Here is a 12,383-nt window from a genome sequence, read left to right as displayed (position 1 = left end):
CGCCGTTGAGCGGGACTATTCACCGGCCCAATGAATGCATCAAGCGTCCAATGGCTCCGGTTGGAGATTGTTGAGGCGGCAGGCGGCCGAATAGGTGTTGGCCAGCAGACAGGCGATGGTCATGGGGCCGACGCCGCCCGGCACCGGCGTGATGCGGCCGGCGACCTCGATCGCCTCCTTGAAGGCCACGTCGCCGACGACGCGGGTCTTGCCCTCGGCGGCCTTGACGGGATCAGCCGAGGGAACGCGGTTGATGCCTACATCGATGACGGTTGCGCCCGGTTTGATCCAGTCGCCCTTGATCATCTCGGGCCGACCAACGGCGGCGACCAGAATATCGGCGCGACGGCAGACGTCGGGCAGGTTCCGCGTGCGCGAATGGGCGATGGTGACGGTGCAGCTTTCACCGAGCAGCAACTGCGCCATCGGCTTGCCGACGATGTTGGATCGGCCGACGATGACGGCGTTCAGGCCCGACAGATCGCCGAGCTGATCCTTCAGCAGCATCAGACAGCCAAGGGGCGTGCAGGGGATTAGACCCGGCAGGCCGACAGCCAGACGACCCGCGTTCACGACGTGGAAGCCGTCCACATCCTTGTCCGGCAAAATGGCGTCCAGAACCACCGTCGCATCGATGTGGGCGGGCAGAGGCAGTTGCACCAGGATGCCGTGGATGCCGGCATCCGCATTCAACTGGGCGATCAGGGACAGCAGTTCATCCTGGCGCGTCGATTCGGCCAGACGGTGGGTGTCGGAGCGCATGCCGGCGCGCAGCGTCGTCTCACCCTTGTTGCGGACGTAGATCTGGCTGGCCGGGTCCTCGCCGACGATGACGACGGCCAGACCGGGTTTGACGCCGTGCGCGGCTTCCAGCCGGGCGACGGCCGTGGCGACGCGTTCCACCAGTGCGGCCGAGAAGGCCTTGCCGTCGATCAGGGTCGCAGGCGTGGATTGGGCCGACATGGCAGCTCCGTCTGGCGGGAAATCAGGATGGCGGCGATTTACAGGCGTCACGGTTCGGCGTCTATGATCCGCAGCCTATGCTGGAGGAATTCATGAACCGTCCGTCGCTCGCCGCCGCTGTCAGCACCCTTGCCCTCTTGTGGGCGGTCGCGCCGGCCGTCGCCCAGGACGCGCAGCCGTTGCGCATCGGCGCGGACGTGAACGGCGCCCTGACGGACGGCGACGCCAAGGCGGCGAATGACGACTATCGCTATGACGACTATCGGTTCGAGGCGCGAGCGGGGCAGCGGCTGGAAGCCACGCTGAGGTCGGACGCTTTCGACGCCTATCTGGAAATCCATGCCGACGGCGCGGCAGGCGAGCCGCTGGCGTCCGACGACGACGGACTGGGTGACGGCACGAATGCGCGGTTGCGTTTCACGCCGGAGCAGGCGGGGACCTATATCCTGAGAGCCCGGACGCTGAGCGGACTGGACGGCGGCGACTATCGTCTATCGTTGCAGGAACGCCCGGCGCCGCCGCGCGCGCCGCGACCCGGCGGCATTCGTATCGGGGCGACCCAGAGCGGCGAACTGACGGCGCGCGATCCCGAGCAGGAAGACGGCGGCCGCTATGACGCCTACGCCTTCCGCGCCAACGCCGGCGATCGGTTCGTGGTGACGCTGGATTCCGAGGCTTTCGATCCCCTCGTGCGGGTGGGGCGGATGAACGGTCCCGATTTCGTGGAAATTAGTTCGAACGACGACGCGCCCGGCGGCGGGCTGAACTCGCGGCTGACCTTCACGGCGCCGACGGCCGGCGAATATGTGATCCGGGCCACGTCGTTGGAAGACGGGCTGGGGCGCTACGAACTGGGCCTGTCCGAGGCCCCGCCCGCCCCGCCGTCGAAGCCCATCGCGATCGGTGACGAGATCAAGGGTGAACTGGGCTCGGACAGCGCCACGAACGACGTCGGCCAGCGCGCAGAAACCTATCGCTTCACCGGAACGAACGGCCAGCGCGTCGCCATCGAGATGAAGTCGAGCGACTTCGACGCCTATCTGACGCTTCGCCGCGCTTCGGATGATGCGGTTTTGGCGGAGGATGATGACGGCGCCGGCTCGGGCACCGACGCCCGCATCGCGCGCACCTTGGACGCCGATGACGACTACATCATCGAGGCGCGAGGGTTCAGCGACGAGGCCGAGGGCGACTATACGCTGAAGCTGACCGAAATCGCGCCGCCGCCGCCGCCGACCACGGCGACCCTGGGTCAAACCGTGGAAGGCGAGATCACCGACGAGGACCCCCAGGCCGACGACGGCAAACGCTATGACGCCTATGTCTTTGCTGGAACGGAAGGTCAGCGTGTCCAGGCGATCCTGCGGTCCGGCGACTTCGACGCCTATCTGGAGATCGGCAAGGCCGACGGTGAGTTCGAGGGCCTGGCCAGCGATGACGACGGCCTGGCCGAGGGCACGGATTCGCGGCTGAACTTCACCCTGCCTTCGGCCGGGAACTATGTGGTCCGCGCCATGCCGCTGGATGCGGAGGGCAAGGGCCTTTATTCGCTGGAACTGCTGGATCGCGGGCCAGAGCCCAAGCCCGGCAGCCTGCTGATCGGGTCGACCGTGCGCGGAACCCTGTCGAACAGCGCCGCGCTCAGCGACGAAGGCGCCTTTTTCGACGCCTACCGCTTCCAGGCCAAGAAGGACGAGAAGCTGCGTCTGACGATGGTGTCCAACGCCTTCGACTCCTTCATCGACCTGGGCAAGGAAGACGAAGACGGCGATTTCACCAGCTTGGCCACAGATGACGACAGCCTGTCTGACGCGCACGCCAAGCTGGATTGGACCGCGCCGGACGACGGCTGGTACGTCGTGCGCGCCCGCGCCTATGGACCCAATCAGATGGGCGCCTACGCCCTGACGGTCGAGCGCCAACCGGCCGGCGCATCGACCTCGGCCCGCGATGATGCGCCCGTCGTCATGGCTCCCAAGTCGGGCGGCTGATCGACCTGTGAGGTTGCCAAGCGCGGGAGGCGGCGTGTAGAGAGCCGCCTCCTGTTGGGGAGTAGCTTCCGGCGTTCGTCGTCGGGATCGCGTCAACATACTCGCGCTTCGGCGCGTGGCGCGATCAGCGGAACCACCGCCTAGCGAGACCAGCGTGTCCTGACGCCGCGACCGGCCGGTGCAGGACCGCTGTCACGCGTCCGGTCGAGTGCTGTTCCATGACCCCAGGCGCCATCGCCATTCTCTCGCTCAGCATGTCCACGGACGCCTTTGCGGCCGCCGTCGGACGCGGGGCGTCGCATCGACCTGTCGTCAAGGACGCGGTCAAGGCCGGCCTGGTCTTCGGCGTCATCGAGGCGATCACCCCCCCTGATCGGCTGGGGACTGGGCATCATCGCCGCCGGGCTGGTCGAAAAGGTCGATCACTGGATCGCCTTCACCCTGCTGCTGATCGTCGGCGGCAAGATGATCTGGGAAGGCGTTCAACCTCGCGGCGCGGACGAAGATGAGGCGCCGCGCCGGTCCGGCCCCTGGGCGCTCGTGGCGACGGCGGTCGGCACCAGCATCGACGCTGCGGCCGTGGGCGTTGGGCTGGCGTTCATCGGGGCCAATATCTGGGTGATCGCCGCCTCGATCGGCTTCACCACCTTCGTGTTGACCACCATCGGCATGCTGATCGGCAAGGCCGTGGGCACGCGATTCGGCAAGACGGCCGAGATCATCGGCGGCGTGGCCCTGATCGGTCTGGGCACGGCCATCCTGCTCGAACACCTGGGCGTTCTCGGCGGCTGAGCCGGATCAGGCCGAGGGCAGCAGGTCCGCCGCGAAGGTTCGGTAACGACCGGCGCGCACGGCGTCGGTCGCTCGGGCGATGTCCGGGGCGAAATAGTGGTCGCTGGCATAGGGGGCGGCGGCCTCGCGGACGGTGGCGAAGACCTGTTCCAGCGCCGGCGAGCTGGTGAGCGGCCGATGGAATTCCAGTCCCTGCGCCGCCGCCAGAAGTTCGATGCCGACCACCGTCGCCGTGTTCTCGGCCATGTCCAACAGGCGGCGGGCGCCGTGGGTGGCCATGCTGACGTGATCTTCCTGATTGGCGCTGGTCGGCACGGTGTCGACGCTGCACGGATGAGCGACCATGCGGTTTTCGGCGATCAGGGCGGCCGCCGTCACCTGGGCGATCATGAAGCCGGAGTTCAGGCCGCTTTCCTTGACCAGGAAGGCCGGCAGTTCGCTCATCTTGGGATCGACCAGGATCGAGGTGCGGCGTTCGGAGATATTGCCGATCTCGCACAGAGCCATGGCGATCTGATCGGCAGCGAAAGCAACGGGTTCGGCGTGGAAGTTTCCGCCCGAGATGACGTCGCCATCCTCGATGAAGACCAGCGGATTGTCGGTCACGGCGTTGGCCTCGCGCGCCAGCGTGGCGGCGGCGCTGGTCAGCACGTCGAGGACTGCGCCCATCACCTGGGGCTGGCAGCGCAGGGAGTAGGGATCCTGGACCTTGGAGCAGTCGTCGCGGTGACTGTCGCGGATGGCGGAGCCCGCCATCAGTTCGCGCAGGCGTGCGGCGACGGCGATCTGGCCGGGCTGACCGCGCAGGGCGTGGATGCGATGATCGAACGGCGCGTCGGACCCCTTCAAGGCATCGACCGACAGAGCCCCGGCGGCGATGCCTGCCGCGAACGTCGCCTCGGCCGCGAACAGACCGGCCAGGGCTAGGGCCGTCGAACACTGGGTGCCGTTCAGCAGCGCCAGGCCTTCTTTCGGGCCCAGCGTCAGAGGCGTCAGGCCGACCTTCGCCAGAGCCGCTTCGGCCTCTAAGGTCTCGCCGTTCAGCCGCGCCTCGCCCACGCCGATAAGGACGCAGGACATATGGGCCAGCGGCGCCAGGTCGCCCGAGGCGCCGACCGATCCCTTGGATGGAATGCAGGGCAGGACGTCCGCGTTGACCAGGGCAATCAGGGCCTCCAGCGTCTCGCGCCGAATGCCCGAGGCGCCGCGCGACAGACTGGCGATCTTCAGCACCATCAAAAGACGCGTCACCGAATCCGGCAGCAGCGGCCCGACGCCACAGGCGTGGCTGAGAACCAGATTACGCTGCAGCGTCTCCAGGTCTTCAGGCGCGATGGACGTGTTGGCCAGCAGGCCGAAGCCGGTGTTGACGCCATAGACGGTGCGCCCCTCGGCGACGATGGCGGCGATGGTCGCTGCGCCCCTTTCCACATCGGCCCAGGCGGCGGGCGTCAGTGAGACGATAGCAGGGCCCTCCAGCACCGCACGAAGCTGAGTAAGTGTGAGAGGCGACTGGCCGAGAGTAATCGCGGTCATGGTTCAGGCCTTCAGGCTCGGAAGGTTCAGTTCGTGCTCGCGCGCGGCAGCGCGGGCGATCTCATAGCCGGCGTCGGCGTGACGCATGACGCCCGTGGCGGGGTCGTTCCACAGCACCCGCTCAAGCCGTTGGGCGGCCTCCGGGGTGCCGTCCGCGACGATGACGACGCCCGAATGCTGCGAATAGCCCATGCCGACGCCGCCACCGTGGTGCAGCGACACCCAACTGGCGCCCGAGGCCGTGTTCAGCAGGGCGTTCAGCAGAGGCCAGTCGGACACGGCGTCCGATCCGTCCATCATGGCCTCGGTCTCGCGGTTCGGGCTGGCGACCGAACCGCTGTCCAGGTGATCGCGGCCGATGACGATGGGGCCGGACAGTTCGCCCGACGCCACCATGTTGTTGAACATCAGGCCGGCGCGGTGGCGGTCACCCAATCCGATCCAGCAGATACGGGCGGGAAGGCCTTGAAAGGCAATGCGCTCGCCCGCCATGTCGAGCCAGCGATGCAAACCCGCGTTGTCGGGGAACAGGCGCTTCATCGCCGCGTCTGTCTTTCTGATATCTTCCGGATCGCCGGTCAGCGCCGCCCAGCGGAACGGACCGATCCCCCGACAGAACAGCGGGCGGATGTAGGCGGGCACGAAGCCGGGGAAGTCGAAAGCATTCGTCACGCCCGCGTCGAAGGCGACCTGACGGATGTTGTTGCCGTAGTCGGTGGTCGGCACGCCCATCGCCTGGAAGTCCAGCATGGCCTTCACATGCGCGACGATGGAGGTGCGCGCGGCGGCGGCGACGCTGTTTGGATCGCTGACGCGCTTGTCTTCCCACTCCGCGACGGTCCAGCCCGAGGGGAGATAGCCGTTGATCAGATCGTGCGCGCTGGTCTGGTCGGTGACCAGATCGGGCCGGATGCCGCGCCGGACCATTTCAGGCAACAGATCGGCTGCATTGCCCAACAGGCCGATCGACAAGGGTTTCTTGTCGCGGAACGATTGCTCCAGCAGCGCCAGGGCCTCGTCCAGGCTTTCGGCCATGACGTCGACGTAGCGCGTGCGCAGACGGAACTCGATGCGGCTGCGTTGACATTCGATCGTGATGCAGGATGCGCCCGCCATGGTCGCGGCCAGGGGCTGGGCCCCGCCCATGCCGCCAAGACCTGCGGTCAGGATCCATTTGCCGGACCAGTCGCCGCCGTAGCGTTGGCGGCCGGCCTCCATGAAGGTCTCGTAGGTGCCTTGGACGATGCCCTGGGTGCCGATGTAGATCCACGAGCCGGCGGTCATCTGGCCATACATGGCCAGGCCCTTGCGATCGAGCTCGTTGAAATGCTCCCAGGTCGCCCATTTCGGCACCAGATTGGAGTTGGCGATCAGCACGCGCGGGGCGTCGGCATGGGTGCGGAAGACGCCGACCGGCTTACCGGATTGAACCAGCAGGGTCTCGTCGACCTCCAGCGCCTGCAGGGTCTCGACGATTCTGTCGAAGGCCGCCCAATCCCGCGCCGCCTTGCCAATGCCGCCATAGACGACGAGGTCCTGGGGCCGCTCGGCCACCTCGGGATCCAAGTTGTTCATCAGCATGCGCATGGCCGCCTCGGCGGCCCAGGTCTTGGCGGTCTTTTCTGGGCCGCGCGGGCTGCGGACGATCCGGGCGTTGGGCGTGTTCATAGTCAGCTCTCGGCGAAGGCGATGCAGGCGGTCAGGACGCGGCGCAGATGGCCGCGCATCGGCGCGGCGCGGTCGGGCTCATAGGGGCTAGGCCAGTTGTCGGGCGACACCGGGCCGGCGGGATCGAGGATGTAGCCCCGGTCCGCCAGTTCCATTTGAATGGCGTGGACGCCGATTTCCGGACGGCCATAATGGCGCGTGGTCCAGCCACCCTTGAAGCGGCCGTTGACGACGACGCTGTTGCCGCTGACGGCACAGGCTTCTTCGACAGCCTGCGTCAGCTCGCTGGCGCAGGTGGCGCCGTCGTTGTCGCCGATGTTGAACTTCGGCAGTTCGCCCTCGAACAGGCGCGGCACGACAGACCGGATCGAATGGGCGTCGTAGAGGACGACCGGACCTCGGCTGTGCAGTCGCTCCAACTGGCCCTGCAGGGCGGCGTGGTAGGGATCGAACCAAGTCGCACGTCGCTCCTCCGTTTCGGCCGCGTCGGGCTCCTGACCTGCCTGATACAGCGGTTCTCCGTCGAAGGTTTCTGTCGGGCACAGGCCGGTCGTGGTCATGCCGGGATAGAGGGAGACGCCCGACGGATCGCGATTCACATCGATGACGCTGCGAGACACGCCCGTTCGCACCAGGGTGGCCCCCATATCGATCGCGAAGTCGTACAGCCGATCCACCCACCAGTCCGCATCCTTGCGGGCCAGCCAGGGCGAGGCCATCCGCGCCTCGATGGCAGCCGGAATATCCGTTCCGGTGTGCGGCAGGCCGATCACCAGCGGCGCCGAACCTTCGTGGACGGTCAGCCAGTCCTGCATCCGTTCGGCCTCCCTCGCCAAATCGATCCATCGTGGTATGTCTAGACATATTGATCGCAACGACACGGACCTGTCCAGTGACCCTTCAGCCGCAGCCTGTGGATCGCACCCTCTGGTTCGAGGCGGCTCTCTTGCCGAACGGCTGGGCGCGCGATGTCCGCATCGGTGTGGCGGGCGGGCGGATCGCCAGTCTGGAAACCGGCGTGGCGCGCAGCCCTGCGGACGAGGGGGGCGGTGTCGCCCTGCCGGGCGTTGCCAATGTCCACAGCCACGCCTTTCAGCGCGCCATGGCGGGCCTGACCGAAGCGCGCGGGCCTTCGGACGACGACTTCTGGACGTGGCGCGAGTTGATGTACCGCTTCCTGGATGGGGGCGGGCCGGAAGAGATCGAGGCCATCACCGCCCTGGCCTTCGTGGAAATGCTGGAAGGCGGATTCACCCGCGTCGCCGAGTTCCATTATCTGCACAACGACCCGTCGGGCGCGGCCTATTCGGACCGGGCCGAGGTCGCCGCGCGGATCGTGGCGGCGGCGCAGGCGACGGGCATTGCCCTGACCTTGCTGCCGGTCTTCTACGCCCATGCCGGGTTCGGCGGACAGCCGCCGGCGCATGGACAGCGGCGCTTCATCAACGATCTGGACGGTTTCGCCGATCTGGTCGCGCGATGCCGGACCCTGACCGCCGATCTGCCCGACGCCGTGGTCGGGGTGGCGCCGCACAGCCTGCGCGCCGTTAGCCCGGATGAGGTGACGGCTATGCCCGCGCTGGCGGGCGACGGTCCGATCCATATCCATGTCGCCGAACAGACCAAGGAGGTTGCGGACTGCATGGCCTGGTCTGGCGCGCGGCCGGTCGAATGGCTGCTTGCCAACACGCCGGTCGATTCGGGCTGGTGCCTGATCCACTCCACCCATGTGACTGAGACCGAATGGCGCGGCGTCGTCGCGCGCGGCGCCGTCGTCGGCCTGTGCCCGATTACGGAGGCCAATCTGGGCGACGGCGTCTTCCCGGCGGTCGATTTCACGCGTGCCGGCGGGCGGTTTGGCATCGGGACGGATTCCAACGTGCAGATCGGCGTCGCAGAGGAACTCCGGATGCTGGAGTACAGCCAGCGGCTGGCGCGGCGCGGTCGCGCCGTCATGGCTGACCCTGAACGGTCGACGGGCCGCGCCTTGTTCGATCGCGCGCTGGCGGGCGGCGTCCAGGCGACAGGCACGGCATCGGGGCTGAGCGTCGGGGCGTCGGCGGACATCATATCGCTGGACACGAGCGGCGCTGCCTTTGCGGGACGGTCGGGCGATGCGGTGCTCGACAGCTGGATCTTTGGCGCGCCGACGGGCTCGATCCGTTCGGTGTGGCGCGCGGGGCGGGAGGTCGTGAAAGACGGCCGCCACATCGCGCGGGACGGCATCGAGGCGCGTTATCGCAAGTCCTTGTCGGCGGTGTTGGGGTGAGCCTTCATCGCCGCATCTACGCCGATCTGGAGGGGCTCATCCTGTCCGGCGAGCTATCGCCCGGCGACCGCATTCCGTTCGAGCATGAGTTGACTGAACGCTACAACTGTTCGCGCATGACGGTGTCCAAGGCCATCTCGGAACTGGCGGGGCGGGGGCTGGTGACGCGCCGACGCAGAGCCGGTACCTTCGTCGCCCAGCCCAACGCCCACGCTGCCGTCCTGGCTATTCCCGACCTGCGGGCCGAGGTGATCGAGCGCGGGCAGGCTTACGGCTACGTCCTGATGGAGCGGATCGAACGCGAGCCAAATGGTGAGGACGAAATCGAACTGGCGTCGGGTGGTCTTCTGCTGGATCTGACCTGTCTGCACAGCGCCGACGGCGCGCCCCTGGCTTTGGAACACAGGCTCATCGCGCTCGGCGCGGCGCCTAAAGCCATAGATGTCGATTTTCATACGGTTCCGCCGGGAAGCTGGCTGCTGGACTCGGCGCCCTGGACTGAGGCTGAGAACCGCATCTCAGCGATCGCGGCGGACGCCCGCGCTGTCCGCCTGCTGGAACTCAAGCCCGGCGCCGCCTGTCTATGCGTCGAGCGGCGGACATGGCGGGACGGGCAGGGGGTGACGCGGGTGTGGCAGACCTTCCCCGGCGACCGCTACGATCTGGTGGCGCGCTTCTCGTCAGCCCGTTCACCCGTTTTGGCCAAGGAACCTCGCCGATGAAGGCCGACCGTCTGCTGATCGATTGCCACGTCGCCACCATGGTCGAGGGACGGGTTCCTTACGGCGCGATACAGGACGCCGCCGTGGTCGTCGCCGATGGCCGCATTGCCTGGGTGGGACCGCGCGCTGACCTGCCGGCCGTAGAGGCAGCTGAAACCCAGCGGCTGGACGGCCGCTGGATCACGCCTGGCCTGATCGACTGCCACACCCACCTGGTGTTCGGCGGCGACCGTTCGGCCGAGTTCGAACAGCGGCTGGGTGGCGCGCCCTATGAGGAGATCGCGCGGGCCGGCGGCGGCATCGTCTCGTCCGTGAAGGCCACGCGCGCCGAGTCGGAGGATGACCTGTTCGCCTCGGCCATGACACGTCTGGCGGGTTTGAAGGCCACAGGGGTCACCACCGTCGAGATCAAATCCGGCTATGGTCTGGACCTTGAGACGGAGCTGAAGATGCTGCGTGTTGCGCGTCGGATCGGGCGCGAGGGCGGAGTGCGTGTCCGCACCAGCTATCTGGGCCTGCATGCCGTGCCGCCTGAATATCGCGACGACCGGGCCGCCTATGTCGATCTGGCCATCGATCACATCCTGCCTGCTGCCCATGCCGAAGGTCTGGTCGATGCGGTCGACGCCTATTGCGAGCCCATCGCCTTCTCGACCGCGGAAGTGTCGCGCCTGTTCGACAAGGCGCGTGCGCTGGGCCTGCCGGTCAAGCTGCACGCCGATCAGTTGTCGAACGGCGGCGGTGCGGCGCTGGCGGCGCGTTACGAAGCCCTGTCCGCCGATCACATCGAACATGCGACCGAGGAAGGCGTCGCCGCCATGGCCGCAGCCGGCGTGGTCGCCGTCCTGTTGCCCGGCGCCTATTTGATGCTGCGCGAGACCCAGCCGCCGCCCATCGATCTCCTGCGCCGCCACGGCGTGCGGATGGCCGTCGCCACCGACTGCAACCCCGGCACCTCGCCCGTCGCTTCGATGACCACCGCGCTCAACCTCGCCTGCGTTCAGTTCCGCATGACACCCGAAGAGGCCTTAGCCGGCGCGACCCGAGAGGCGGCGCGGGCGCTGGGTCTGTCGGGTGAGATCGGCACCATCGAAAATGGCAAAGCCGCTGATTTGGCGATTTGGGACATCTCGCGGCCTGCTGAACTCTCCTATTGGTTAGGCAAGCCAACCCTTCTTGGCCAAATGTAATCACCGGTTGTGGCCGCTTAAAACACACGCGAAAGACGCATTCTTGTTCTGGGGTGCGACTTATGGATGTGGACGACTTCATCAAGATTTGGACGAACGCTTCGGCTTCAGAGCGGCAGACAGCACAGTCCTTTGTTATTCAACTCTGCAGGGTTCTTGGTGTCGCCGCTCCTAATGACGAAAAGGTCGGCGACCCCGATTACGGGTTCGAACGGATCGTAAGGTTCCGTCACGACGACCTCAGCTCCCATTGGGGCTACATCGACTGCTATCGTCGCGAATGTTTCGTGCTTGAAGCGAAGCAGACAGCCAAGCGGTTGGCCAACAGTCCTGACAAGCAGCAGATGAAGTTGGTCGGGCCCGACGTTGTCGAACGAAAAATGGAGAAGGCTCGGGCCCAGGCAAAGGGCTATGCGCGAGCGCTGGACGAATGGCCGCCGTTTCTCATCATGGTCGACGTGGGGCGGAGCATTGAACTCTGGTCCGACTTCAGCCGCATGGGAAAGACCTACCTCCAGTATCCCGACCGCGAAAACTACCGGATTGCGCTTTCGGATCTACGCGATCCCAAGATCAGGGAGCGCCTGGCGGCCGTGTGGAGCGATCCCATGTCGCTGGACCCTGCAAGGCGTGTGGAGGAGACAACGACGGAAGTTGCTGTGCTTCTGGGACGCCTCGTTCAGTCCTTCCGAAAACGCTTCTCGTGCGAAGCAGCGGCAGCGAACGATCCGGTTCATCGGGCAGCATGGGAACGGCGCGTGGCCGTCTTTGTGATGCAGTGCGTTTTCGCCATGTTTGCCGATAGCGTTCAACTGATCCCGGATCGAGCCTTTGGCGAGTTCCTGAAAAGCTATCAGGGAGCTGCGCAGAACTTCAGCAAAGCGATCAGTCAGGTATTCCGCACGATGGATACGGGGGGTTACTGCCCGGTCCTTCGATGCGACATGCTCTGGTACAATGGCGGTCTGTACGCCGAAGACGCGGCGATCGCGGTTTCGGAAATTGAGCTGGATATTCTTTGTCAGGCTGCGGCCTGCGACTGGGCGAAGGTCGAGCCTGCGATCTTTGGCGCGCTGATGGAAAATGCCTTGTTCGCCGAGGAGAGGGGCGAGCTTGGAGCGCATTACACGCCAAAGGCCATGGTCGAGACGTTGGTCCACCCGCGAGTGCCTGGCGGCGATCCCCGACACCTCGATCTCGGGACGCCGCGTCGCGCGAGAGCTGACAGCGCTGATCGCTCGGCGGGGCCGTC

Annotated in this window: 9 protein-coding genes, 1 pseudogene and 1 riboswitch; of the genes and pseudogenes, 6 read left to right on the top strand and 4 right to left on the bottom strand. The window is 66.5% G+C overall.

Going from position 1 to position 12,383, the window contains the following annotated elements:
* Positions 1-39 precede the first annotated feature (39 nt).
* Positions 40-963, bottom strand: a complete 924-nt coding sequence (locus tag HF680_RS13510; protein ID WP_185225426.1) for a bifunctional methylenetetrahydrofolate dehydrogenase/methenyltetrahydrofolate cyclohydrolase — start codon at positions 961-963, stop codon at positions 40-42.
* Positions 964-1,055: 92 nt separating this feature from the next.
* Between HF680_RS13510 and HF680_RS13505 the strand changes: the two genes are divergently transcribed.
* Both HF680_RS13505 and HF680_RS13500 read left to right on the top strand, forming a co-directional pair.
* Complete coding sequence (locus HF680_RS13505; RefSeq protein WP_185225425.1) at positions 1,056-2,954, top strand: PPC domain-containing protein; 1,899 nt, start codon at positions 1,056-1,058, stop codon at positions 2,952-2,954.
* A 47-nt stretch (positions 2,955-3,001) separates the two neighbouring features.
* Positions 3,002-3,145: riboswitch (yybP-ykoY riboswitch) on the top strand.
* Positions 3,146-3,224: 79 nt separating this feature from the next.
* On the top strand, positions 3,225-3,746 hold the full coding sequence (locus tag HF680_RS13500) for a manganese efflux pump MntP (protein ID WP_235968988.1): 522 nt from the start codon (positions 3,225-3,227) through the stop codon (positions 3,744-3,746).
* Between the two features lie 6 nt (positions 3,747-3,752).
* Here the strand turns inward: HF680_RS13500 and hutH are convergent, their stop codons facing one another.
* From hutH to hutG, 3 genes are read right to left on the bottom strand one after another with little or no spacing between them, the layout of a single operon-like run.
* Positions 3,753-5,282, bottom strand: a complete 1,530-nt coding sequence (hutH, locus tag HF680_RS13495) for a histidine ammonia-lyase (RefSeq protein ID WP_185225424.1) — start codon at positions 5,280-5,282, stop codon at positions 3,753-3,755.
* 3 nt (positions 5,283-5,285) lie between these two features.
* Positions 5,286-6,950, bottom strand: a complete 1,665-nt coding sequence (gene hutU / locus HF680_RS13490; protein ID WP_185225423.1) for a urocanate hydratase — start codon at positions 6,948-6,950, stop codon at positions 5,286-5,288.
* Positions 6,951-6,952: 2 nt separating this feature from the next.
* Positions 6,953-7,765 (bottom strand): N-formylglutamate deformylase, encoded by an 813-nt coding sequence (gene hutG, locus HF680_RS13485; protein ID WP_185225422.1) that lies wholly within the window; start codon positions 7,763-7,765, stop codon positions 6,953-6,955.
* 77 nt (positions 7,766-7,842) lie between these two features.
* On the opposite strand from hutG, the gene HF680_RS13480 reads away from it, so the two are divergent.
* The 4 genes and pseudogenes from HF680_RS13480 to HF680_RS13465 form a co-directional block, all read left to right on the top strand.
* Positions 7,843-9,219, top strand: a complete 1,377-nt coding sequence (locus HF680_RS13480) for a formimidoylglutamate deiminase (RefSeq protein WP_317134082.1) — start codon at positions 7,843-7,845, stop codon at positions 9,217-9,219.
* Complete coding sequence (hutC, locus tag HF680_RS13475; RefSeq protein ID WP_185225421.1) at positions 9,216-9,941, top strand: histidine utilization repressor; 726 nt, start codon at positions 9,216-9,218, stop codon at positions 9,939-9,941. Before HF680_RS13480 ends, hutC begins: the two co-directional genes overlap by 4 nt.
* Complete coding sequence (gene hutI, locus HF680_RS13470) at positions 9,938-11,131, top strand: imidazolonepropionase (protein WP_045811252.1); 1,194 nt, start codon at positions 9,938-9,940, stop codon at positions 11,129-11,131. The genes hutC and hutI overlap by 4 nt, the downstream gene beginning before the upstream one ends.
* A gap of 62 nt (positions 11,132-11,193) precedes the next feature.
* A pseudogene (locus HF680_RS13465) lies at positions 11,194-12,042 on the top strand (type IIL restriction-modification enzyme MmeI); the annotation flags it as partial.
* Between the last annotated feature and the right edge of the window lie 341 nt (positions 12,043-12,383).

The organism is Brevundimonas huaxiensis (genome assembly GCF_014218725.1).
In the GTDB taxonomy this organism is placed as follows: domain Bacteria; phylum Pseudomonadota; class Alphaproteobacteria; order Caulobacterales; family Caulobacteraceae; genus Brevundimonas; species Brevundimonas huaxiensis.
This window is presented reverse-complemented; position numbering and strand designations above follow the sequence as displayed.